Source organism: Pseudomonas sp. 9AZ (genome assembly GCF_902506525.1).
GTDB classification, from domain to species: Bacteria; Pseudomonadota; Gammaproteobacteria; order Pseudomonadales; family Pseudomonadaceae; genus Aquipseudomonas; species Aquipseudomonas peli.
Genome location: NZ_LR733840.1, coordinates 3,789,410 through 3,811,680, shown reverse-complemented (window position 1 = coordinate 3,811,680; position 22,271 = coordinate 3,789,410). Strand labels below are relative to the sequence as shown.

Here is a 22,271-nt window from a genome sequence, read left to right as displayed (position 1 = left end):
CGCTCTCGCGGCCAAGGCCGTTCCTCCGGGGTGCGGGCGGTGTTATGCGCCCGTCTGTTCTTCACGCCTGTAAGCGTAGGTGTCAGCAAAGCGCGAGAGTAGGTATTCGGCGCTGGTTACTGACGGATACTTGGGTGGGTTGCTGGCGTCCGAGCAGTTCGGTAGGCAGCTGATTTCGGTATCCGGGTGCGGCTCGGCGAAGAACGGCATGGAGTAGCGATCCACTCCCAGCGGGCTGATCACCCGATGCGGGGTGGAGGTGTAACGGTCGTTGCTCCAGCGCGCGAGCATGTCGCCGATGTTCACCACAAAGCTGCCGGCCATCGGCGGCGCGTCGATCCACAGGCCATCGCGGTGGCGCACCTGCAGGCCGCCGGCGTCGTCCTGATAGAGCAGAGTGATGCAACCGTAATCGGTGTGTTCACCCGCGCCTTGCTGTTCGGCACTGCTGGCGGTGTGGCGCGGCGGGTAGTGGATCATGCGCAGCACGCTGATCGGCTCATGGAAACGCGTGTCGAAAAAATCATGGTCGATATCCAGGGCAAGGGTCATGGCGCGCAGCAGGGTTTGCGCCAGCGCCTGCATATCGGCGTAGTGCTGCTCCATCAGGGTTTCCCAACCCGGCAGATCGGGATGGCGATTGGCCCCGCGTAGCGGCTTGCCGGCCAGCACCTCGGGGTGGTTGAGGTCCATGTTGAAACCCATATCGAAGGTTTCCTTGAGATCGCTCGGTTTGCTCGGGTCGAGCTGCTCGGTGGCAATCGCGCCGTAGCCACGGTGATGGGCTGTCTGGGTGATGTCGATCTTGAGCTTTTCTGCAGCCGGCAGGGCGAAGAAAGTTTTGGCGGCGCTCAGCAATTCGGCGATCCGCGCCGGGCTGATCGGGTGGCCGGTGATGTAGAAAAAGCCCCACTCGCGGCAGGCGCGGTCAATTTGCTCAGCCACGGCGGGCCAGGCGTTCTGATCGTCGCTGTAGAGCGGGGCTATGTCGATAATCGGTAGGGTGCTCATAGAGGCTCCGGGTGGGGGCATGCTGCGAGTCTTCTCGTACCCAGGGCAGCGAAAAAGGACGATGCCCGTTAAGGCATCGTCCTTTTGATGCGGTTCTGCCAGTGAGGCAGGGACGGCATCTGGGTTATGACTTACTTCGGCAGTTCAGCCTTTACGTTTTCCACGTAGTAGTTCATCGAGGCCAGTTCGGCGTTGGTCGCGGCGACGCCGGCCGGGATTTTTTCTACGCCGCTCTGATCCTTGATCGGGCCGGTGAACGGGTGGAAGGCGCCGCTCTTGATGTCGGCGATGATCTGCTCGGCTTCGGTTTTCACATCCGCCGGCACCAGGTCGCTGATCGGCAGGCGAATGGTGTCTTCAGCCAGGCCGCCCCAGAAATCCTGTGGTGCCCACTTGCCGTCGATCACCGCCTGAGTGGATTTGACGTAGTGCGGGCCCCAGTCGTTGACGATTGAGGTCAGTACGGCTTTCGGCCCGAAGTGCGCCATGTCCGAGGCGTAGCCCACGGAATAGACGCCGCGACGTTCGGCGGTCTGGATCGGCGCAGGGCTGTCAGTGTGCTGGAACACCACGTCGACACCCTGGTCGATCAGCGCGTTGGCCGCATCGGATTCCTTGCCCGGATCGAACCAGGAGTTGACCCACACCACCTTGATCTCAGTGCCGGGGTTGTACTTGTCCAAAGCCAGCTGGATGGCGTTGATATCGCGGATGACTTCCGGAATCGGGAAGGAGGCGACGTAGCCGACTTTCTTGGTCTTGGTCATCTTCGCCGCGAGGAAGCCGCCGACATAACGGCCCTCATAGGAACGCGACAGGTAGGTGCCGAGGTTTTTGTCCTGCTTGTAGCCGGTGGCGTGCTCGAAGGTCAGCTTGGGGAACTGCTTGGCGACTTTCAGCGTCGGGTTCATGTAGCCGAAGGAGGTGGTGAAGATCAGGTCATAACCACCCTTGGCCATGTTGCGAATCACCCGCTCGGCGTCCGCACCTTCAGGGACGTTTTCCACGTAGCTGGTTTCAACCTTGTCGCCGAGCTCTTTGATCACCGCCTGACGGCCCTGCTCATGCTGGTAAGTCCAGCCGTGGTCGCCAATCGGGCCAATGTAGACAAAGCCGACCTTCAACGGATCGGCGGCAGATGCGCCCAATGTGGCGCTAAAGCCAAGGGCGGCAACGAGGGTGCGCAGCAGCGGTTTTTTGCTCTTCTCGAACATGGTTGGCGGAACTCCGATGTGTGTGGGTACGTTGTTGTTAAACAGCTGCCAGTTGGATTGCAAAAAGCTGACCAACTGGACAATTAGCGCTGCGCGCCGCGTAAAAACGCAGAACCCCGCCGAAGCGGGGTTCTGTGGAGGTGCTGTGCTGGTGCGTCAGGTGCGGCTTGTGCTGCCTACTGGTGCGTGGGGGTCAGTGCCCTGGCTGCCAGGGCTTGCCCAGTGATACCGGGGCAAACAGGCGTGTCTTGATCGCGTCGCGCGACAGCAGGACCAGCACCAGGATGGTCGCCACATAGGGCAGCATCACCAGCAGGTTGGAAGGGATCGATAGGCCGATACCCTGGGCCACCAGATGGATGATGCTGGCCAGGCCGAACAGGTAGGCGCCGAGCAATACGCGGAATACCCGCCAGCTTGCAAATACCACCAGCGCCAGGGCGATCCAGCCGCGCCCAGCGGTCATGTTTTCCGCCCACATCGGCGTATAGGCCAGCGACAGGTAACCGCCCGCCAAGCCGGCCATGGCGCCACCAAACAGCACTGCCAGGGTGCGTACGCGCAGCACCGGCAGGCCCATCGCGCTGGCCGCGTCGGGGTTTTCACCGACCGCCTGGATAATCAGGCCGATACGGCTTTTCAGCAGCACCCAGGCCACCAGGGCGAATAGGGCGAAGGACAGATAGACCAGAATGTCCTGGGCAAACAGCATGCGCCCGATCAGTGGAATCTCGCTAAGCAGCGGAATGGCGATGGGCTCAAACCCAGCCAGCGGTTTGCCGACCCAGGCCGCGCCGACAAAGGTGGAAAGGCCAACGCCGAAGATGGTCAACGCCAGCCCGGTGGCCACCTGGTTGGCGTTAAAGCCCAGGGCCACGGCGGCGAACAGCATCGACAGCAGCATGCCGGCGCTCATCGCCAGCAGCACGCCGAGCCACAGGTTGCCCGTGCTCAGGGCGACGATAAAACCGATCACCGCGCCGAACAGCATCATGCCTTCCTGGCCGAGGTTGAGCACGCCGCTCTTCTCGCAGATCAGTTCACCCAACGCCACCAGCAGCAGCGGCGTACCGGTGCGCACCATGGCGTAGAAAATATTGCTTAACAGGTCGAGGTCCATCGGGAGTTCCTACAGATACGTCGTTAGGCCATTGCTTCGGCGTTGGTTGTGCGCTGCGCCCATTTCCACTTCAGTCGTGGCCGATAGAGGATCAGCACGTCGCAGGCGAGCAGGAAGAACAGCATCATTCCCTGGAACAGTTGGGTGATCGCCTGGGGCAGGTTCATGGTCATCTGCGCGTTCTCGCCGCCCAGGTAGAGCAGGGCCATCAACAGGCTGGCGAACAGAATGCCGAGCGGATTCAGGCGGCCGAGAAAGGCCACGGTGATCGCCGCGTAGCCATAGCCCGGTGATACCTGCGGCACCAGTTGGCCAATCGGTCCGGCCACTTCACCGACACCCGCCAGCCCGGCCAGGCCGCCGCTGACCAGCAGGGCAAACCACACCAGGCGCTTTTCGCGAAAACCAACAAAGCCGGCGGCGCGGCGGTCGAGGCCGAGCACCTTGATCTGAAATCCGAGAAAGCTCTTGTGCAGCAACACCCACACCGCCACCAGGGCCAGCAGGGCGAAGTACAGGCCGGCATGCAGGCGACCGTCTTCACTCACCAGCGGCAGGCGGCTGGCATCACCGAACATTGCCGACTCAGGGAAGTTGAAACCTGCCGGGTCTTTCAACGGGCCGTGTACGAAGAACAGCAGCAGGTTCAGCGCGATGTAGTTGAGCATGATGCTGGTGAGGATTTCGTTGGCATTGAACTGCGTGCGCAACCAGGCGGTGAGGCCGCCCCAGGCTGCACCCGCTGCCACGCCGGCGAGCACCACCCAAACCAGCGCCCAGCGGCTGTCCCAGTCGATGATCTGGATAGCCATGGCGCTGCCGGCCAGCGCGCCGAGCAGCAGTTGACCTTCTGCGCCGATATTCCAGATGCGCGCCTGATAGGCCACGGCCAGGCCAAGTGCACAGAGCAGAATCGGCAGCGCCTTGACCAGCAGTTCGGATACGCCATACCAGTCTGCCAGCGGCGCAATCAGCAGAGTGTGCAGGGTGTCCAGCGGGTCGTGGCCGAGCAGGGCGAATAACAGCGCGCCGCTGCACAGAGTCAGCACTGCGGCGAGTAGCGGCGATAGCCAGAGCATGGCGCGCGATTGCTGGCCACGCGGTTCGAGGGATAACAGCATGGAAAACTCCGTCAGCTCAGGCTGGCAGCAGCGGCTGCCGGCGTGCTTGTGATAGGGGGAAGCGGGGCGAATTCACCAGCCATCCAGCGGCCGACTTCTACGGCTTCGGTTTCTGCGGTGGCGGCCAGGGGCGAGAGCTTGCCGCTGCACAGCGCGCCGACGCGGTCGCTGATCTGGAACAGCTCGTCGAGGTCTTCGGAGATCACCAGAATCGCCGTGCCGGCATCGCGCAGGGCAATCAGCGCGCGATGAATCGCCGCCGCCGCGCCCACATCCACGCCCCAGGTCGGGTGCGCGGCGACCAGCAGTTTGGGGTTCTGCAAAATCTCGCGACCCAAGATAAATTTTTGCAGGTTGCCGCCGGACAGGCTGCGCGCGGGCGCATCGGCATCCGGCGTCTTTACCGCAAAACGCGTGATGATTTCGTCGGCCAGGGCGCGCACCTTGCTGCGCTGAATCAGACCCTTGCTCAGCAGGCCTTGCTGGAAGGCGGTGAGCAGGGCGTTGTCGGCCAGGCTCATATCTGGCACTGCACCGTGGCCCAGGCGTTCGGCCGGAACAAAGGCCAGGCCCAGCTTGCGCCGCGCATCCGGGTACAGGTCGGCGATGGGTTGAGTGTCCAGGCTGATGCGTTCACGCTCGCTGCGCGGCAGACGGGTTTCGCCACTGAGCAGGGCCAGCAGCTCGTCCTGACCATTGCCGGCGACTCCGGCGATGCCGACGATCTCGCCGCTGCGCACCTCCAGGCGGATCTGGCTGAGGGTGCAGCCGAACGGGTCGGCGTTGTGCCAGCTGAGGTCATCCACGCGCAAACGCGGCAGACCGCCGTCAGCTTTCGGGTAACTGCTTTCCAGTCCCTCGGCGTCGCCGACCATCAGCCGCGCCAGCTGCAGATCGCTGCATTCGGCCGGTATGCAATGCCCCGATACCTTGCCGCCGCGCAGCACCGTGGCGCTCTGGCACAGGGCACGCACTTCGCCGAGCTTGTGGCTGATGAACAGAATGCTGCAGCCCTCGGCCGCCAGACGGCGCAGCGTAACGAACAGTTCGTCGGCCTCTTGCGGGGTTAGCACCGAGGTCGGCTCGTCGAGGATCAAGAGTTTGATGTCCTGCATCAGGCAACGGACGATCTCCACCCGCTGCCGCTCGCCGATGGACAGGCTGTGCACCAGCCGGCCCGGTTCCAGGGCCATGCCATAACGCTGCGAGACTTCGCGAATCTTCGGCTCCAGTTGTTTCGGTGTATCGGCCGCCGCGCCCATAGCCAGGGCGATGTTCTCCGCCACGCTCAAAGTCTCGAACAGCGAGAAGTGCTGAAACACCATGCCTACGCCAAGGCTGCGCGCCATGGCCGGGTCACGCATTTTCAAGGCCTCACCCTGCCAGCGAATCTCGCCGCTGTCGGGTTGGGTGACGCCGTAGATGATCTTCATCAGGGTGCTTTTGCCGGCACCGTTCTCGCCGAGTAGCGCATGGATTTCCCCAGGCGCGATGCTCAGATCGATACGGTCATTGGCCAGGCAGCCGGGGTAGCGCTTGCTGATACCGCTCAGCTGCAAGCGTGGAACAGAAGGGGAACTGGACATGGACAGAGGCTCGGGAATGACAACTGCCCTGGCTAAAGCAAAAAACTGGCCAGTGAGTCAGAAAAGCCTGCTGGCGGCGTCGATGCAAGCCCTGCCGTAATACCACGCCATTAAGTGGCCCTAGCTTGGTGCAAGGCGACGAGATGCTGGTGCGTTTTGGCGCAGTGCAGAGCGTTGCGCCAGGATTTAGAGCGGCCGCAGCTCACTCCGCCCGCGACTGATATCCGCCAGCAGTCGCTGCAACTCGGCGACCCGTGGCGCGGGGAGGGCTAAGTGCAGTTCAGCCCCCGTGGCGTTATAGTCTTCGCGCTCCAGCAGGCAGTCGAGTTCCGTCAGGCGCGCCTTGAGCAGCGGCAGTTCGGCAAACAGGCAATGGCAGCGATACTGCTCGCGGGCCACCAACTCGATGCGCGGTGCGCTTTGCAGGCATTTATTGGCGCTGCCGCCGTAGGCGCGAGCGAGGCCGCCGGTGCCGAGCTGGATGCCGCCGTAGAAGCGGATTACCAGTACCGCCACCTGATCCATCTCCTGGCTCTCGATGGCTGCAAGGATCGGCCGACCTGCTGTGCCACCGGGTTCGCCGTCGTCGCTGAAACGGTACTGCTGGCCAACTTTCCAGGCCCAGCAGTTATGGCTGGCGCTGGCGTCGCTGTGCGCCGTGATAAACGCCTGCGCCTCGGCCGCACTGGTGACCGGCGCGGTGAGGGCAATAAAGCGGCTTTTGCGAATCTCCTCGCGGTACTCGCAAGGGCCGAGCAGTGTGAAGGGCATCAGGCGTCTTTGGATGGCGGGGTCAGGCCGCAGCCCTTGAGGATGATGGCGATCAGCTGGTCGGCGGCTTCTTCGTAGTCGGCTTTCACCAGGCGCGAGCGACCGGTGACGCGGCAGATCTGCGAGGCAAAGTCGGCGTAATGCTGGGTGCTGCCCCACAGCAGGAAGATCAGGTGCACCGGGTCGACCGGGTCCATCTTGCCGGCGGCGCTCCAGGCTTCAAACACCGCCGCGCGGCCACGGAACCAGGTCTGGTAATCCTGATTGAGCATCTGCGAGAGGTGCTCGCCACCGCTGATCACTTCCATGGCGTAGATACGCGAGGCTTTCGGGTGGCGGCGGGAAAATTCCATCTTGGCGCGGATATAACCGGCCAGCGCGATGGCGGGATCATCGTCCACGCTCAGGTTGTTGAAGGTGTTGTCCCACAGTTCAAGGATGTTCACCAGCACCGCCTGATACAGCCCCAGCTTGTTGCTGAAGTAGTAATGCAGGTTGGCCTTGGGCAGACCAACGTTCTGCGCGATGGTGTTCATGCTGGTGCCTTTGAAGCCGTGGCGGGCGAACTCTTCCTCGGCGGCCTTGATGATCGCCTCTTCGTTTTTCTGCCGAATCCGGCCGGCAGGTTTGTTGTTCGGATCGGCTCGGTGCGCAAGTACTTCAACAGTCATGGGCGGTTCCGCAGTGGTCAGGTTTTCGGACGACTGCACTGATAACCCAGAGCCGCCGAGGTGACAAGCGCGAGGGGCAGAAAAAGCTGGTTAAGCGCCATTTGCCGGGCCTTGTGCACCGTCTTTGTGCGAAAAGCGGCGCCTAACAGCGGGTTGCGCCGTGATCCAAAGCGCGGCGTATCAACAGGCCGTTGAGAAACGTAGGCGAGGCAGGCAAGACAAGGCGCTACGCCAGTAACAGCCTCCGGCTGGTCAAAACAGGCGAGGAAGCGGAGTTTACGAGCTGTAAATGAGCATTCCGAGCCTGTTTTTAACGCCGTATTGCCAACGCAGGTAGTTTTGCAGCGGCCTGTTAACCTTCGGCCAGGGCCTCCAGAAAGCTCTCCAGCACCAGGTGCGGGCGGCGGCCTTTGCGTGTCACTGAGGCCAGGCTGATGTCATAGAAACGGCTGGCCGACTTGAGTACGCGCAGGCGGCCCTGTTGCACCCAGGCCTGGGCGTAATGGTCGGGCAGATAACCGATATAGCGCCCGGTGAGAATCAGAAAGGCCATGCCTTCACGGTCGGAGGCGCTGGCGGTGCAGTTGAGCGCTTGATAGTGGCTCTGCACCTCGGGCGGCACGCGGAAGGTCGGGGCGATGGCCTCCTGCGCGTTCAGGCGTTCATCGTCCAGCTGCTGGTCATCGACGTAGAACAGCGGGTGGCCGACCGCGCAGTAGAGCAGCGAACGCTCGTCGTACAGCGCCTGGTATTCAAGCCCGGACAGCGCCGTGACCTGCGGCACCACGCCGATGTGCAGGCGGCCGTCGAGCACGCCTTGCTCCACTTCGCTCGGCGGGGTCATGCGGATGTGGATGTGCACGTCCGGGCCGCGTTCTTTCAGGCGTGCCAGCGCATGGGTGATGCGCATGTGCGGCACTGTCACCAGGTTGTCGGTCAGGCCGATGTTCAGCTCGCCGCGCAAGTGCTGGTGCAGGCCGTTGACCTCGGTGCGAAAGCTCTCCAATGCCGTCAGCAGTTGCAGGGTGCTCTGGTACACCTCGCGGCCTTCTTCGGTCAGAGCAAAACCAGCGCGGCCGCGTTGGCACAGGCGCAGGCCGAGGCGCTGCTCCAAATCGCTCATCTGCTGGCTGATCGCCGAGCGGCCGATGCCCAGGGCGCTTTCAGCGGCGGAAAAGCCGCCGCACTCCACCACGCTGCGAAACAGCTTCAGCAAGCGGATATCAAAGTCGCTGACTTGGGCCAATGGGTCGGGGCGGCGAGTGCTCATGGTGAGGTGCTCATGGTGAGGTCTTTGTTTAGCGAGCGCTTAACTAAAGATAAGAAGAGTCGTGTTTTCCTGACTCTAAGCCCGTGGCACCTTTACTGGCAACAGATTCGACTTTACCGCTTCAATCGCCCACACCGAGGCCACCATGAACATGCCGCAGATCGAAGTCCCGTCCCTGGCCAGCCAGCTCAAGCTGGATGCGCACTGGATGCCGTTTTCCGCCAACCGCAACTTCAAGCGCGACCCGCGTTTGATCGTCGGCGCCGATGGCAATCACTTCATCGATGACAAGGGCCGTCGCGTATTCGACAGCCTGTCAGGCCTGTGGACCTGTGGCGCTGGGCACAACCGCAAAGAAATTCAGGAGGCCGTGGCCAAGCAGCTGGGCACCCTGGATTACGCACCGGGCTTCCAGTACGGCCACCCGCTGTCCTATCAGCTGGCCGAGAAAATCACCGAGCTGACACCCGCCGGCCTCGACCACGTGTTCTACACCGACTCCGGCTCCGAGTGCGCCGACACCTCGGTGAAGATGGCCAAGGCTTATTGGCGCCTGAAAGGCCAACCGAGCAAAACCAAATTTATTGGCCGTGCCCGTGGCTACCACGGCGTGAACATCGCCGGCACCTCGCTGGGCGGCATCGGCGGTAATCGCAAGATGTTCGGCCAGATGATGGACGCCGACCACCTGCCGCACACCTTGCAGTCGCACCTGGCCTTCACCAAGGGCATGGCGGCTACTGGCGGTGTTGAGCTGGCCAACGAGCTGTTGAAACTGATCGAACTGCACGACGCCTCGAACATTGCCGCGGTGATTGTCGAGCCAATGTCCGGCTCCGCCGGGGTGATCGTGCCGCCAGTCGGCTACCTGCAGCGCCTGCGTGAGATCTGCACGCAGTACAACATCCTGCTGATCTTCGACGAAGTGATCACCGCCTACGGCCGTATGGGCAAGTGGACCGGTGCCGAGTTCTTCGGCGTGGTGCCGGACATCATGAACACCGCCAAGCAGGTCACCAACGGCGCGATTCCGCTGGGCGCAGTGATCGCCTCCAGCGAGATCTACAACACCTTTATGAACCAGGCGATCCCCGAGCACATGGTCGAGTTCGGCCACGGCTACACCTACTCGGGCCACCCGGTGGCCTGCGCCGCTGGCCTGGCGACCCTGGAGCTGCTCAAGCGCGACAACCTGATCGAGCAGTCCGCCGCCCTGGCGCCGATCTTTGAAGAGAAGCTGCACAGCCTCAAAGGCAGCAAGAATGTCGTCGACATCCGCAACTGCGGCCTGGCCGGCGCGATCCAGATCGCCCCGCGTGACGGCGACCCGGTGATCCGTCCGTTCGAGGCCGGTATCAAACTGTGGAACGCCGGTTTCTACGTGCGCTTCGGCGGCGACACCCTGCAGTTCGGGCCAACCTTCAACACCAAGCCCGAGCAGCTGGACTCCGTGTTCAACGCCGTCGGTGATGTGCTGAATAGCCTCGACTAAGCGACCCCTCATTCCCTGCAGGAGCCAGCAGCCAGGCTCCTGCAAAAACAAGATCCGTTATTAAGGAATTGCCATGACCCTCGTTAATCACCTGATCCACGGCGAACTGACTGCCGGCACCGGCCGTAGCGCTGACGTGTTCAACCCGTCCACCGGCGCGGCGACCAAGAAAGTCGCCCTGGCCGACCGCGCCACCATGCAACTGGCCATCGACTCGGCCAAGAGCGCCTTCCCGGCCTGGCGCAACACCCCGCCAGCCAAGCGTGCCCAGGTGATGTTCCGCTTCAAGCAACTGCTGGAGCAGCACGAAGCGACCATCTCCAAGCTGATCAGCGAAGAGCACGGCAAAACCCTCGAAGACGCCGCCGGTGAACTCAAGCGCGGTATCGAAAACGTCGAATTCGCCTGCGCCGCCCCGGAAATTCTCAAGGGCGAGTACAGCCGCAACGTCGGCCCGAATATCGACGCCTGGAGCGACATGCAGCCAATCGGCGTCGTGGCCGGCATCACCCCGTTCAACTTCCCGGCCATGGTGCCGTTGTGGATGTACCCGCTGGCCATCGTCTGCGGCAACTGCTTCATCCTCAAGCCGTCCGAGCGTGACCCAAGCTCCACCCTGTATATCGCCCAACTGCTGATCGAGGCCGGTCTGCCAAAAGGCGTGCTCAACGTGGTGCACGGCGACAAGGAAGCGGTGGATGCGCTGATCGAAGCGCCGGAAGTCAAAGCCCTGAGCTTTGTTGGCTCCACGCCGATTGCCGAATACATTTACAGCGAAGGCACCAAGCGCGGTAAGCGCGTTCAGGCCCTGGGCGGCGCGAAGAACCACGCCGTGTTGATGCCCGATGCCGATCTGGACAACGCCGTCAGCGCACTGATGGGCGCCGCCTACGGTTCTTGCGGCGAGCGTTGCATGGCCATCTCCGTGGCCGTGTGCGTAGGCGACCAGATCGCCGATGCCCTGGTCGAGAAGATCGTGCCGCAAATCAAGGCGCTGAAAATCGGTGCCGGCACCTCCTGCGGCCTGGACATGGGTCCGCTGGTTACCGGCGCGGCGCGTGACAAGGTAAAAGGCTACATCGATGCTGGTGTGGCCCAGGGCGCAAGCCTGGTGGTTGACGGTCGTGACCTGGTGGTGGCAGGCAATGAAAACGGCTTCTTCGTCGGCGGCACCCTGTTCGACAAGGTGACCCCGGAGATGGCCATCTACACCGACGAAATCTTCGGCCCAGTGCTGTGCATCGTCCGCGTCGGCAGCCTGGAGGCGGCCATGCAGCTGATCAACGACCACGAATACGGCAATGGCACCTGTATCTTCACCCGCGACGGTGAAGCCGCGCGGTTGTTCTGCGACGAGATTGAAGTCGGCATGGTCGGCGTCAACGTGCCGCTGCCCGTACCGGTTAGCTACCACAGCTTCGGCGGCTGGAAGCGCTCGCTGTTCGGCGACCTGCATGCCTACGGCCCGGACGGTGTGCGCTTCTACACCCGCAAAAAAGCCATCACCCAGCGCTGGCCGCAGCGCGCTTCTCACGAAGCGGCGCAGTTTGCGTTCCCGAGTAATGGCTAAGTAACACCCCAGGGGGCTGATCGCAGGATCAGCCCCCTTTTTTGAGTTTCCGGTAGATGGGTTGAGCGCAGCGATACCCATCAAGCAACAACCGCTTTACGCAACAAACCAGCCGCGCGGGCGCGGCGTTGGTGCAGTGACCGCAGGTTACGGCACCCCTTGGGTGAGCGGGTTCAGGGTTTCCTGGCCCGTAAGCCCGCTCTCCCAAGGGCAGCCCACTTCAATTATTTATGAAGAGGACTCCTTGCAATGAGCAAACCCATGATTGGCCTTCCCCTGTGCCGTTGGCAGCTGACCAGCCGTGATATCGGCTGGTTTCACCTGGTCGGTGAGAAGTACATCCACGCCGTCACCGGCTTCGGTGCCTTCCCGCTGATGATCCCGGCTTTCGGCGATGACCTGGACATGGACACCGTACTGGATAGCGTCAGCGGCATCATGTTCGGCGGCTCACTCTCCAACGTGCACCCCAGCTTCTACGGCGACGACCATCCCGGGCTCGGCCTGGCCGACAAACCCCGTGATGAAACCGTGCTGCGCCTGCTGCGCGCCTGTATTGATCGCGGCATTCCCTTCCTCGGCATCTGCCGGGGCATGCAGGAAATGAACGTGTTGTTTGGCGGCACCCTGCACCGTGAAGTGCACGAGGTTGAAGGGCGTCTTGATCACCGTGAGGTGAAGGACGTACCGGACGATGTGGCCTACGGCCCGATGCACAACGTCACCTTGACCGAGGGCGGCGTGTTGCATTCGCTGTTCGGTGAGCGGCAGATCAAGGTCAACTCGTTGCATGGTCAGGGGATTGATCGGCTGGGTGAGGGCTTGCAGGTTGAAGCCGTGGCCGAGGATGGGCAGATCGAGGCGGTCAGTGTGATTGGCGCCAAGGCGTTTGCCGTTGGGGTGCAGTGGCATCCTGAGTATCGCTATTGGGAGAAGGCGGATTACAACGCGCTGCTGGGGGCGTTTCATCAGGCGGCGAGGGAATATCAGGTGAGGAAGCTTGAGCGTTGCAGTGAGGCGGCGTTGGTCTGATCCGCGTGATGTGCTGAGCGGTGATCCAAACAAAAGGCCCGTCGATTGACTGGCCTTTTGTTTGCATAGTTGATGGGTATCAAACCATCCACGTGCTGCGTTTCCATCTCTTGATGGCACCCTGTTACAGCGAGGACGTCTGGTTTTTTCGCAGGGCTTGCAGAGGTTATTGAGGAGTTGATGCTTTCAATGTGAAGTGTTGGTGATCATCAAGTCGATGAGGACTTCACAGGTTCATGCCGAGGTTTCGGGGGTTGATAGATAGTCGTTGAATTCAGGGTCAAGCCCGAAGTCGAGCAATTTTGGATGCTGGGTTATGTATTCCCATACTTCCCTGCTGCTGTTCAGCGGTGCATGTCCGTAGACCTTGTCTAGCGCCTTGAGTGTGGTCGTAACTAACTGGTTCTTGCAGTACATGCGAATCTTCTCCGAATTCGCATGCCGCCTCTGCTGCAACTCAGCGATGATCCAAAGCGCCGGCCGCCACCAGTCGTAGGCGAAGTCACAGTGCTTGATCACGGTGGCCGAGGATTCGCGCTGCGCTAACATGGCGAAGAAGTTGAGAATGTTGTCGAGCATCAGTCGATCGGCGCGATCAGCGTGGATGATCTGCTGGTCGTCTAGGTTCTGCTTTTCCGCATCCAGCGTGCGAAGGGTTTTCGCGCAGGCCGGCGGAAAGGGTAGCTGCTCAACCACGAACAGGCGGCTGGCCAGATACTCGGCGTACTCACGGTGCTGGATGCCCGTGAGCAGCGCCCGGAACGCACCGTCCTTCACCTGCTGAAACTCTAGGCTTGTGAATGTCTGGAACAGCTCGAAGATGGACCGCTCAATCTCTTCGCGCCGTGCGATGCGCGATTCTTCTGCTTGGAACGCCAGGGTGATGATCACGCCACCAAACGCCAGTGCGGTGAATAACACATTCAGACCGTTGTACACAGGCTCGAAGGGCTCGTTGAAGGTGTCGCTTGGAATCAGGTAGCGCGCGATCGGATAGGCCATCACCCAGATCATGACGATCAGGAACATGGTTAGACCGGCAAGCTTGATCGGTCGGGAAATACTCATTGGTGTGTTGTTCCTTTTGTTGAGCACTTTCGATTCCGCACGGCAAGTGCTTGGCCCCCTGTGGCGGTGGTGCCGAGCATTTGCAGTTCAAAACGGCTGTTCTGCGCTTTGACCAGATCGCTCAGTTTTTTAAAGCCATACATCCGCGAGTCAAAGTCGGAGCGTAGCTTGCTGATATTGGAACCGAGCAGTCCCAGGTAGCACCAACCATCCTCGTCCGAGTTGTCATCAATCACCTTGGCAATAAAGTCCACCGGAACTTTCTGCGGTCTGACCTTGGGAGGTGCGGGCGGCGTGGCAGGTTTGCTTTCTGCTGTGGTGGCAGGTGCTGGTGCAGCGGTTGTACCCCCATTGTTGAGGCTTTCTGGCTCGGCAAGGTCGGCGTCGTTGCGCAGCAGTTCGGTGTAGATAAATTTGTCGCAGGCGGAAACGAAGGGTTTGGGTGTTTTCTGTTCGCCAAAGCCGATCACTTCCAGCCCTTCTTCACGCAGGCGTGCGGCCAGGCGGGTGAAGTCGCTGTCGCTGGAGACCAGGCAGAAGCCATCAAAGCGCCGGGTATAGAGCAGGTCCATGGCGTCGATGATCAGTGAGCTGTCGGTGGCGTTTTTGCCGGTGGTGTAGGCGAACTGCTGCATGGGTTGAATCGAGTGTTCCAGCAGTACCTTCTTCCAGCCGCCCAGTTGCGGGCCAGTCCAGTCACCGTAGATGCGTTTGACGCTGGCGACGCCGTATTTGGCGATTTCCTCGAACAGGCCTTCAACAATTGCAGCGGAGGCGTTGTCGGCGTCGATTAGCACGGCGAGGTGCTTTTGCTGCCGAGCGGGGCTGGGTTTGGCGGCCATGCTTCTTCCTTGAATGAGGTTGGCTCGACCTTACTGCGAATTGATGGCCATGCGCCATAGTTTGCGCATAGGCTTTTGGTCTTGGGTCGGTGTGTATCCGCCGCTTGTGTGCTGACCGGTCTATTGGTTCCGCCCTTACGGCGGGTCACTTCTGGCAAACGCCCCAGAAGTAACCAAGAGGTCTTGCCCCTTGCATACGGGTCTCGCTGCGCTCGACTTCCCTCGTTCCATCATTGCTCCAGGGGCACGCCGCGAAGGGCCATCCATGGCCCATCGCGGCTCTCGCGGCATCCATGCCGCTCAACCCCTTCCGCAAAGATTCCACTCGGCCTCCTGATGGGGCGGTTGGCGTCGTCTGTTAAATCGCGGGTGAAAAGAAAAAAGCCCGCAGGGCGGATGTGCTTTCTCTTTGGTTACTTTCTGCGCGTGCAAAGAGATACGGAGCGAAGCGCAGTAACAGCCGCAGGCTGGCCCGAAGGGGAGCGCAGCGAATCAAGTAACTCGCCGTAAGGGCGAAACCCTTAATCCGCCTCACCGCTGCGGCGGCGGAATACCTGCGATCAACCAATCACCGATTTACCGCGACAGTCGCTTTCGCGCGGCAGCTGTGTCGTGGTGAGGCCAGCGCTGGCGCTGTCATAAGCCTTAACTATCCTCTACAAGCGCCGATAGAGCGTATTACTGGCCAGCTAGAAGGCGATGTCCCATGAATATCAAATCCAAACTGTTGCTGAGCTTTCTGGTGGCAACCCTGATTCCGGTTCTGGTGGTGGCGCTGCTGACGATTCGCAACGTCACGCAGCAGGCTAAAGAGAACTTTCTGGTGTCCAGCAGCCTGGATATGAAGCTGGTGAACAACAGCTTTGCCACTTTCTTTGATTCGGTGGGCCACACTGTTTCCGCCCTGGCGGAATACCCCGCAGTGCAGGATGCCCAGAACGGCGAGCTGACCACCTACTTCGGTGAGGCGCGCAAACCGGGCGAGGTGGCGACCGCCAATGGTGGACGCGAGAAGCAGATATTCGATTACTTCTCCAGCATCGGTAAGAACAACCCCACCTTCGGCTACGTGTACATGAGCGATACCAAGGGCGGCTATGTGGAGTGGCCGGGCACCGGGGATTACGGTGACTGGGACCCGCGCCAACGCGAGTGGTACCCCATCGGCCGCGACGCCAATTTCACCCTGGCCCGCCGCGACGGTTATTACTGGGAGCCGGATGACGCGGTGTATGTCTCGGTGCTCAAGGGCTTCAAGGACACCGCCGGACAGTTCGCCGGGGTGGTGGCGGTGGATGTGTCGCTCAAAGCGCTCACCGATATGGCGCAGAAGGTGCGCTTTGGTGAAACCGGTTTTCTGATGCTGGCGGAGGGCAGCGGCACCTTGCTGGTGGATGGCCTGAAGCCGGATAACAACTTCAAGAAGGTCAGCGAGCTGCCCGGCGAGCACTTTGCGGTTATCGGCAAAACCGAGAACGGCCTGGTGGAGGTGGAGATCGACGGGGTGGCGTATATGGCCAACGTTTACACCTCGCCTGAGCTGGGCTGGAAGTTTGTCGGCTTCAAGCAAGCCGACGAGATTTACGCGAGCGCCCGCGAGCTGACCTGGATCACCTTGATTGTCTGCGTGGTGCTGGTGCTGGTATTCGGCGCGGCTGGGGTGGTGATCTCCAACCGTATCGTCAACCCGATCAACCTGGTGAAGGACGGGCTGCGCACCATCGCTCAGGGTGAAGGTGACCTGACCCGCCGCCTGGATCTGCTCAGCAAGGATGAAACCGGCGAGCTGGCCAAGTGGTTCAATCAGTTTATTGCGTCGATCCAGGGCATGATTCGTGTGATCAAGGAGAACGCCATCAGCATGGATGGGGTTTCCAGCGATACCAACAAGCGCACCACGGCGATGTCCGCCACACTGCAACGCCAGTTGAGTTCGGTGGAGCAGATCGTCACGGCGGTGACCGAGATGTCCTCGGCGGCCAACGAGGTGGCCAAGACCTGTGTACAAACCGCCGATGTGTCGGAGCAGGGGCTGGTGGCCACGCGCAATGGCAAAGAGGTGATCGCCCGCAGTACGTCCGGGGTCAACAAGCTCGGCGCCAGCATCCAGAACTCCAACAAGGTGCTGCAGGAGCTGGAGAAGGAAACGGTCAACATCAATAACATCCTCTCGACCATTCAGCAGATCGCCGAGCAGACCAACCTGCTCGCCTTGAACGCCGCCATCGAAGCTGCCCGTGCGGGCGAGCAGGGGCGCGGGTTTGCGGTGGTGGCCGATGAAGTACGCAACCTGGCCAAACGCACCCAGGACTCCACCGAGCAGATCAACAATATCCTCAACCTGCTGGTCAACCGCATCAAGGAAGTGACGGTGAGCATGGACCAGAGCCTGGTCGAGTCGGGCAAGGCCATCGTGCTGTCCGAGGAGGTCATGGCTGCTTTCGAAAGCATTGAAGGCAAGGTGCAGATGATCCGCGACATGACCATGCAGATCGCCACCGCGACCGAGGAACAGCACCTGGTGACCGAGGAAATCAACCAGAACATCGTCGCCATCAACGACGCGGTGACGCAAATATCGGTGCAGGCCGCCGAGGTGGAGAGCTACGCCCAGGAACAAAGCGGCCTGAGCAGTGAGCTGAAACAGCTGGTGGTGCGTTTCCGTACGGAGTAGGCCGGCCGCGCTGCTTTATACCGAGAAAAAGCCCCGCAATTGCGGGGCTTTTTTGTTTACCAGCGATAGCCGTGGCCATGGCCGTCGTACCGACGGTGTTTGTGGCCATGCCAGCGTTTATGACGCGGCCGCTCCTGTATGTAATACACCGGGGCTGGCTGGTAGTAGACCGGCTGGCGCTCGTAGTACACCCGTTGCGGAGGGTAATACGCTGGTGGCGGTGGGTAGTACTCGCGCGGTGGCGGAGCGTAAACCCGCGCGGGACGGCTCTGGCTGACAAGTACGCCGCCAATCACCGCGCCCACCATGGCTCCGGCAATCGCTGCGTCACGGTTGGAGGCCTGCGCTGGGGCCTGGGCAAACAGCGCCAGACTGGCCACCAGGCCGGTGATAAGAGGGATACGCGACAGCATGATCGAAACTCCTGTGCAAACCGGTCTTTCCCGGCTTGTAGTTTCGACACTGGGTGTTGCGCGGCATTGCAGGGCGCAATGTAAAGCCTGTGTAAAACAGTACGGCGCGTAATGCCTGGTGATAAGGCCGCCAGGGGTTGCGGGCTGACGGCGACCCATGAGGGCAATAGCGTTGCTGGTCAGCCTTGATAAGAGGAAGCCTCGCGGGATCAACCTAAGGGTATTACTCGGTAGTACCTGGTGGCGGCTTAGGCTTAAGGAATCACTGGTGTCTGATTGCCGGTTGTAGCTGCGGCGACGCCTGGTGTTGCGACTGGTGCCTGGTTCTGTGCGGCCAGGTAGGCCTGTAACTTGGCCATCTGGTCATTCTTCAATTGGATCAGGCGCTGCAGTTTGTCGAGTTGGCTTTGCAGGTCGGCAATACGGCTTTTCAGCTCAGCGTTTTCACGATTGGTCGAATCGAGGCTTTCTTGGGTCATTGCCAGTTGATCAAGCAGGGCCTTGTTGCCTGCGTTGCCTTTGTCACTGCCGGCGCCCGCCTTGTCGCTGCCTTCGGCAACCAGTTTCAGGTTATCGCGGCGTTCAATTGTGGCTGGCGTAGCGGCCGCAGTATTGCGCTTGCTGGCATCCAACTGACGGGTGCTGGCAGCAACACTGCGGCTCTCACGCCAGGCGGCGGTTTGCTGGTTAACCTGCGCAATGGCGGCGCTTTGCGTGCGGCTGTTGATGTGTTGGGCATCGGGTAGGCGCAGCACCTGACCGCTTTTCATGCGGTTGATGTTGTTATCGATAAAGGCCTGCGGATTCAGCTCCTGGATGGCCAGCATGGCTTGATGCACGCTACCGTCAGCCCGTACACGGTTGGCAATGTCCCAGAGGTTGTCGTTGGCGGTGGTCGTGTACTCATTGCCTGCCAATGGTGTGGCGGCAGCCGTGCTGGCGGATGCTGGTTGAGTTGCGCTAACTGCTGGGCGTGCTACCTGCGGCTGTGTGCGTGGCAAAGCAGGCGCTGCGGTTACAGGCTGATTTACTGCGGCAGGAATTACGCTTTGCGCGGTATAGAGCGGTGGGTCCAGCAGCAGGGTGTATTCACGCTGCAACTGGCCATTGGGCCAGAGCACTTGCACCAAGAAGTTCAGGTAAGGCTCACGCATCGGCTTATTCGAGGTCACCCGGATAACGCTTTTGCCATTGGGCTTGAGGACCGGGGTAAATGTCAGGTCCGTCAGGAAGAACTGACGATCAATCCCTGCCTTGTTGAAGGCTTCCGCAGAGGCCAGGGCCGGCATCACTTCGTTGGCGGCCAGGTCGCGGCTTTCCAGCAGTTCGATCTCCGCCACCAAAGGCTGGTTGAGTGCTGACTGCAGTGTTACTTCACCCAGCCCTAGCGCGTGCGCCATGCCGGATGACAGCGCCGAAGTCGCTGCAATTGCCAGCACCAGTTTACGAACCCGAGCCATAGCGTTATCCCTTGGTTGATCTGTTGATGGACCCGCAAAAGGGTCTTGAATCGAGTGCAGTTTTAGTTGCAGGCGGCCTGCTCAACACGCGGTTCGGCCAGCATGGGCCGCGTCGAAAGCGCTGGGATCTTATGGATTCATGCTGATTAATTGTGTTGATCAGCTAGCAAAACGCTCAAGATTCTTGGCATGAATTGCCGTAAATGCGTCATCGGTCGCGCGCGCAGCAGTTGCCGACGTGGGCTGGTAAGCAAGGGGGCGGGTTGACGCGGTGTCGCTGCGGTACCGTCAGGTGGTCTGACGGCACCCAGGGGGAGGGGGCTTAGCTGGTTTGTGCGTCTTTGCGGCACTGCGCCTGCAGGGCAGCCCAGCCGTCGGCGCCAAGGTCTTCAAGGGTCTGGATATTGGCTTCGAAGATTGCCTCAGGCTCAGGGAACGCCGCCACGGCCCGGTCGATGCTGGCTTCACGGAGGATATGCAGCATCGGGTAGGGCGAGCGGTTGGTGGCGTTGCTGAGGTCGTTGGCCGCCGTGTCGGCAAACTGGAACTGCGGGTGGAAGCTGGCCACTTGCAGGGTACCGCTGTAGCCGAGTTCGTCGAGTGCATCATCGACCACCCCGAGGAAGTCGTTGAAATCGAGGAAGTCAGTCAGGGCGGCGGGGTGGATCAGTAAGGTGGTGTCCGTTTCGCTGGGCTCGCAGTGGGCGAGCGCATGCAACTCGTCGATCAGCATGCTGAGCAGTACTTCCGGCTCGCTGTCGGTACACACCACGTAGCGTACTTGCCCTTTGACCTGCACGGCCTTGGCGAACGGGCAGAGGTTCAGGCCGATCACGGCACGATCAACCCAGGCGCGGGTTTCGGCAATGGCGTGGGCGGCGCTCGGGAGGGTGGTGCTGGACATAGGGCAATACTCGGGCTGGCGTGGGGTGAAGTTTAGCGCCAATAGTGGCGTGAAGGGTTCGCCGGGCGCTTGTCAGCGTTCAGCCGCTGGTGCGCTGTGGGTTGCCAGCGCGGCGCAATGGGCTGCAGCTGCCCGGATCGATGGCGCCGACATAAGGGTTGCCGTGGCCCATCACGCAGCCGACTTGCTGGTTGCGCCAGCGCTCCCACTCGCTGATCGGGTATTGGCGGTTCCAGGCCTCGTAGGTGCGTCGGTCGAGCTTGGACAGTTTCAGCTGGTAGCGTTCGGCCATATACAGATAGATACGCGCTGCCGCACCACGCGTATGGGCTGGCGGCATGGCGGTTTTCGCCTTGAAGTTGACCACCATCGGGCAGGCGCCGTACTGCGTGGGTTTGTCGCTGAGCATGCCGAGGGCGTAGTTGGAGCGGTCACCATTCACCTCACCGATGCTTGGCACCAGGTTGTGCAGGTCGGCTTCGGCGGCTTTGAAACGGGCGTCGTTGCGCGCGCAGTTCTTGCGTCCGCCGTCCTGCCAGCACTGGCGCTGATGGCCGATTACCCAAGCGGGCACCACATGCTCCCATTCCAGGCGCTGGGCACGGCGCAGCTGTTTGCGGGGGCTGTAGCCACAGCTGCCGAGGTCGACGCGGTTACCGCTGTACGCGCAATGGCAATAAAAGGTGCTGGGACGTTCGGCATACAACCGCCAGGCGATTTTCTTCGCGGCACTGAAGGTTTTCGGGGCATCGGCATAAGCGGGTAGGGCAACCAGCAGGCAAAACAGGACAAGCAGACGCAGCATGGGGCACTCGGCAGCCAAAAAGCTGCGGATCATACCGATTAAAGCGCTCTGCGACGGGCCTTTTGCCGCGCTGCTGATCAGCGGTTAGCAATCTTTTGCGCCTGAGGCGGTCTGTTGGCAGTCCACCTGAGCTTATGCAGCTAGGTGTTTGATTGTGCTGAAAGTCATGTATTCAGGAGGAAAACTGGCCAATCTGGATTTTGTTGCTAGCGTTACCCCATCACACCGCAGCGGACGACCTCCTCTGATGAGTACTGTGCAGCGTTGGCAATGGCTAAGAAATGGGCCCGTCTGGTCGGGCGGCAACGCTGTGGCAATGCGCCTGTCGGTGCTCGTTGTGCTGTTACTGGCGGTCAGTGGTTGCGCAACCCGGCAAGATCACCAGACCATCGTCAGCAACCGCAGTCCGATCAAACCCACCGAATTCTTCCAGAGCCATGCCGACCGTATGGCCACCCTGGGCATGCGCAACAACCTCAACAGCCTCTACCGTTTGATGGACAAGCTGTATCTGCGCAACCCGCGCGAGTGGCGTAAAACCGGTTTACCTGATGTGGAGTCCGCCAAACGCGCGGTGCACCGCGCCATTGAACTTGATCAGCCGCTTCCCCAGCTAGGCGGGCGCACTGATGTTGCGGCGCTGAGTTATGCCCTGAGCGCCGAGTACCGGGGCGATCGCGTGGGAGCGTTTATCTATTCGCTGGCAAGCATGCTGATTACCGCCCACGGCGGACGCACGGAGTACTACCTGAGCGATACGTTGGACCCGCAGTTTGTCCACAACGCTGCGCGCAATGTCGAGAAGGCCAGCTGGATGCTCGCCCAGCGTACCGATGCCGGCGGCAAGCCTTGGCTGCTGTCCAATGAGATTTCCGCCGAGGGGCATAACCTCAGCTATGCCGTGGAGTTCGGCAAGATCGTCGCGCGTCTGGATCTGCTCACCGATGTGCTGGATGAGCGCTATCGGCGCATGGGCGTGAGTTATGCCCAGGGCCTGCTGTTTATGAACTTCCTGCCCGTGCAATAAACCCTCAGTAGCCTTCTTCCAAGCGTTTATTACTTTGCGCGTTGGCGGCTTCGATCTGTTGTTTCAGCTGTTCGGTCTGTTGTTGCAGTTGGGTGGCCTGCTCGGCTTGCAGGCTGGCAGTTGCGGCGGTTTCACCGAGACCGCAGGCGCTCAGAACCAGGGTGGCTGCGAGCATTAAAAACACACGGGTGGCGCGCATGGCGGCTCCTGGCAAGTGGCG

General features: G+C 61.0%; 19 protein-coding genes and 2 pseudogenes. 6 read left to right on the top strand and 15 right to left on the bottom strand.

All coding sequences use genetic code 11. From position 1 onward, the window contains the following. Positions 1–42 precede the first annotated feature (42 nt). The 8 genes from ALTER154_RS17715 to ALTER154_RS17680 form a co-directional block, all read right to left on the bottom strand. Positions 43–1,011, bottom strand: a complete 969-nt coding sequence (locus ALTER154_RS17715; RefSeq protein ID WP_160089026.1) for a 2-oxoglutarate and iron-dependent oxygenase domain-containing protein — start codon at positions 1,009–1,011, stop codon at positions 43–45. 131 nt (positions 1,012–1,142) lie between these two features. Further along, positions 1,143–2,225, bottom strand: a complete 1,083-nt coding sequence (locus tag ALTER154_RS17710) for a BMP family ABC transporter substrate-binding protein (RefSeq protein ID WP_160089025.1) — start codon at positions 2,223–2,225, stop codon at positions 1,143–1,145. A 193-nt stretch (positions 2,226–2,418) separates the two neighbouring features. Further along, positions 2,419–3,345 carry an ABC transporter permease gene (locus ALTER154_RS17705; protein WP_160089024.1) on the bottom strand — a complete coding sequence of 309 codons (927 nt, stop codon included), beginning with the start codon at positions 3,343–3,345 and terminating at the stop codon, positions 2,419–2,421. Between the two features lie 23 nt (positions 3,346–3,368). Next, a complete protein-coding gene (locus ALTER154_RS17700) occupies positions 3,369–4,466 on the bottom strand; it encodes an ABC transporter permease (protein WP_160089023.1) in 1,098 nt (365 codons plus the stop codon). A gap of 11 nt (positions 4,467–4,477) precedes the next feature. Then, positions 4,478–6,058 (bottom strand): ABC transporter ATP-binding protein, encoded by a 1,581-nt coding sequence (locus tag ALTER154_RS17695; RefSeq protein ID WP_178126372.1) that lies wholly within the window; start codon positions 6,056–6,058, stop codon positions 4,478–4,480. A gap of 180 nt (positions 6,059–6,238) precedes the next feature. Beyond that, the gene (locus ALTER154_RS17690; protein ID WP_160089021.1) at positions 6,239–6,823 is read right to left on the bottom strand and encodes a YigZ family protein; all 585 of its coding nucleotides are present in this window, start codon (positions 6,821–6,823) and stop codon (positions 6,239–6,241) included. After that, positions 6,823–7,494, bottom strand: a complete 672-nt coding sequence (locus ALTER154_RS17685) for a TetR/AcrR family transcriptional regulator (RefSeq protein ID WP_160089020.1) — start codon at positions 7,492–7,494, stop codon at positions 6,823–6,825. Before ALTER154_RS17685 ends, ALTER154_RS17690 begins: the two co-directional genes overlap by 1 nt. A 352-nt stretch (positions 7,495–7,846) precedes the next feature. After that, positions 7,847–8,764 (bottom strand): LysR family transcriptional regulator, encoded by a 918-nt coding sequence (locus ALTER154_RS17680; RefSeq protein ID WP_160089019.1) that lies wholly within the window; start codon positions 8,762–8,764, stop codon positions 7,847–7,849. A gap of 145 nt (positions 8,765–8,909) precedes the next feature. Between ALTER154_RS17680 and ALTER154_RS17675 the strand changes: the two genes are divergently transcribed. The 3 genes from ALTER154_RS17675 to ALTER154_RS17665 all read left to right on the top strand — a co-directional run bounded on the left by ALTER154_RS17675 (position 8,910) and on the right by ALTER154_RS17665 (position 12,858). Next, entirely contained in the window at positions 8,910–10,256 is a 1,347-nt protein-coding gene (locus ALTER154_RS17675) for an aspartate aminotransferase family protein (protein WP_160089017.1), read from the top strand. A 73-nt stretch (positions 10,257–10,329) separates the two neighbouring features. Continuing rightward, on the top strand, positions 10,330–11,826 hold the full coding sequence (locus ALTER154_RS17670; protein WP_160089015.1) for a CoA-acylating methylmalonate-semialdehyde dehydrogenase: 1,497 nt from the start codon (positions 10,330–10,332) through the stop codon (positions 11,824–11,826). A 261-nt stretch (positions 11,827–12,087) separates the two neighbouring features. After that, positions 12,088–12,858, top strand: coding sequence for a gamma-glutamyl-gamma-aminobutyrate hydrolase family protein (locus ALTER154_RS17665; RefSeq protein WP_160089013.1), 771 nt, complete (start codon positions 12,088–12,090; stop codon positions 12,856–12,858). Between the two features lie 234 nt (positions 12,859–13,092). Here ALTER154_RS17665 and ALTER154_RS17660 read toward each other — a convergent pair whose 3' ends face one another. Continuing rightward, positions 13,093–13,887 (bottom strand): hypothetical protein, encoded by a 795-nt coding sequence (locus tag ALTER154_RS17660; protein ID WP_160089011.1) that lies wholly within the window; start codon positions 13,885–13,887, stop codon positions 13,093–13,095. Positions 13,888–13,922: 35 nt separating this feature from the next. Beyond that, a complete protein-coding gene (locus tag ALTER154_RS17655; RefSeq protein ID WP_160089009.1) occupies positions 13,923–14,768 on the bottom strand; it encodes an NYN domain-containing protein in 846 nt (281 codons plus the stop codon). A gap of 706 nt (positions 14,769–15,474) precedes the next feature. Here ALTER154_RS17655 and ALTER154_RS21380 point away from each other — a divergent pair. Together ALTER154_RS21380 and ALTER154_RS21375 are read left to right on the top strand one after the other, a co-directional pair. Beyond that, positions 15,475–16,581: pseudogene (locus ALTER154_RS21380) on the top strand (cache domain-containing protein); the annotation flags it as partial. A gap of 15 nt (positions 16,582–16,596) precedes the next feature. Next, the gene (locus ALTER154_RS21375) at positions 16,597–17,442 is read left to right on the top strand and encodes a methyl-accepting chemotaxis protein (RefSeq protein WP_372239962.1); all 846 of its coding nucleotides are present in this window, start codon (positions 16,597–16,599) and stop codon (positions 17,440–17,442) included. A 56-nt stretch (positions 17,443–17,498) separates the two neighbouring features. Here ALTER154_RS21375 and ALTER154_RS17645 read toward each other — a convergent pair whose 3' ends face one another. The 4 genes and pseudogenes from ALTER154_RS17645 to ALTER154_RS17630 all read right to left on the bottom strand — a co-directional run bounded on the left by ALTER154_RS17645 (position 17,499) and on the right by ALTER154_RS17630 (position 21,024). Then, positions 17,499–17,855, bottom strand: coding sequence for a hypothetical protein (locus tag ALTER154_RS17645; protein WP_160089005.1), 357 nt, complete (start codon positions 17,853–17,855; stop codon positions 17,499–17,501). A gap of 266 nt (positions 17,856–18,121) precedes the next feature. Continuing rightward, positions 18,122–19,315, bottom strand: a pseudogene (locus ALTER154_RS17640) (FimV family protein); the annotation flags it as partial. A gap of 322 nt (positions 19,316–19,637) precedes the next feature. Next, positions 19,638–20,219 carry a DUF1415 domain-containing protein gene (locus ALTER154_RS17635; RefSeq protein WP_160089001.1) on the bottom strand — a complete coding sequence of 194 codons (582 nt, stop codon included), beginning with the start codon at positions 20,217–20,219 and terminating at the stop codon, positions 19,638–19,640. Positions 20,220–20,298: 79 nt separating this feature from the next. After that, positions 20,299–21,024, bottom strand: coding sequence for an endonuclease (locus ALTER154_RS17630; protein WP_160088999.1), 726 nt, complete (start codon positions 21,022–21,024; stop codon positions 20,299–20,301). Between the two features lie 316 nt (positions 21,025–21,340). Between ALTER154_RS17630 and ALTER154_RS17625 the strand changes: the two genes are divergently transcribed. Beyond that, positions 21,341–22,051: a hypothetical protein gene (locus ALTER154_RS17625; RefSeq protein WP_160090207.1), complete on the top strand. Its 711-nt coding sequence runs from the start codon at positions 21,341–21,343 to the stop codon at positions 22,049–22,051. A gap of 4 nt (positions 22,052–22,055) precedes the next feature. On the opposite strand, the gene ALTER154_RS17620 is transcribed toward ALTER154_RS17625, so the two are convergent. After that, positions 22,056–22,250 (bottom strand): hypothetical protein, encoded by a 195-nt coding sequence (locus ALTER154_RS17620; RefSeq protein ID WP_160088997.1) that lies wholly within the window; start codon positions 22,248–22,250, stop codon positions 22,056–22,058. Between the last annotated feature and the right edge of the window lie 21 nt (positions 22,251–22,271).

Excerpts from the sequence above, each read along its gene's own strand:
- ALTER154_RS17715 (WP_160089026.1), bottom strand. The coding sequence starts at position 1,011 with ATGAGCACCCTACCGATTATCGACATAGCCCCGCTCTACAGCGACGAT.
- ALTER154_RS17710 (WP_160089025.1), bottom strand. The coding sequence starts at position 2,225 with ATGTTCGAGAAGAGCAAAAAACCGCTGCTGCGCACCCTCGTTGCCGCC.
- ALTER154_RS17705 (WP_160089024.1), bottom strand. The coding sequence starts at position 3,345 with ATGGACCTCGACCTGTTAAGCAATATTTTCTACGCCATGGTGCGCACC.
- ALTER154_RS17700 (WP_160089023.1), bottom strand. The coding sequence starts at position 4,466 with ATGCTGTTATCCCTCGAACCGCGTGGCCAGCAATCGCGCGCCATGCTC.
- ALTER154_RS17690 (WP_160089021.1), bottom strand. The coding sequence starts at position 6,823 with ATGCCCTTCACACTGCTCGGCCCTTGCGAGTACCGCGAGGAGATTCGC.
- ALTER154_RS17685 (WP_160089020.1), bottom strand. The coding sequence starts at position 7,494 with ATGACTGTTGAAGTACTTGCGCACCGAGCCGATCCGAACAACAAACCT.
- ALTER154_RS17680 (WP_160089019.1), bottom strand. The coding sequence starts at position 8,764 with ATGAGCACTCGCCGCCCCGACCCATTGGCCCAAGTCAGCGACTTTGAT.
- ALTER154_RS17675 (WP_160089017.1), top strand. The coding sequence starts at position 8,910 with ATGAACATGCCGCAGATCGAAGTCCCGTCCCTGGCCAGCCAGCTCAAG.
- ALTER154_RS17670 (WP_160089015.1), top strand. The coding sequence starts at position 10,330 with ATGACCCTCGTTAATCACCTGATCCACGGCGAACTGACTGCCGGCACC.
- ALTER154_RS17665 (WP_160089013.1), top strand. The coding sequence starts at position 12,088 with ATGATTGGCCTTCCCCTGTGCCGTTGGCAGCTGACCAGCCGTGATATC.
- ALTER154_RS17660 (WP_160089011.1), bottom strand. The coding sequence starts at position 13,887 with ATGTTCCTGATCGTCATGATCTGGGTGATGGCCTATCCGATCGCGCGC.
- ALTER154_RS17655 (WP_160089009.1), bottom strand. The coding sequence starts at position 14,768 with ATGGCCGCCAAACCCAGCCCCGCTCGGCAGCAAAAGCACCTCGCCGTG.
- ALTER154_RS21375 (WP_372239962.1), top strand. The coding sequence starts at position 16,597 with ATGATTCGTGTGATCAAGGAGAACGCCATCAGCATGGATGGGGTTTCC.
- ALTER154_RS17645 (WP_160089005.1), bottom strand. The coding sequence starts at position 17,855 with ATGCTGTCGCGTATCCCTCTTATCACCGGCCTGGTGGCCAGTCTGGCG.
- ALTER154_RS17635 (WP_160089001.1), bottom strand. The coding sequence starts at position 20,219 with ATGTCCAGCACCACCCTCCCGAGCGCCGCCCACGCCATTGCCGAAACC.
- ALTER154_RS17630 (WP_160088999.1), bottom strand. The coding sequence starts at position 21,024 with ATGCTGCGTCTGCTTGTCCTGTTTTGCCTGCTGGTTGCCCTACCCGCT.
- ALTER154_RS17625 (WP_160090207.1), top strand. The coding sequence starts at position 21,341 with ATGCGCCTGTCGGTGCTCGTTGTGCTGTTACTGGCGGTCAGTGGTTGC.
- ALTER154_RS17620 (WP_160088997.1), bottom strand. The coding sequence starts at position 22,250 with ATGCGCGCCACCCGTGTGTTTTTAATGCTCGCAGCCACCCTGGTTCTG.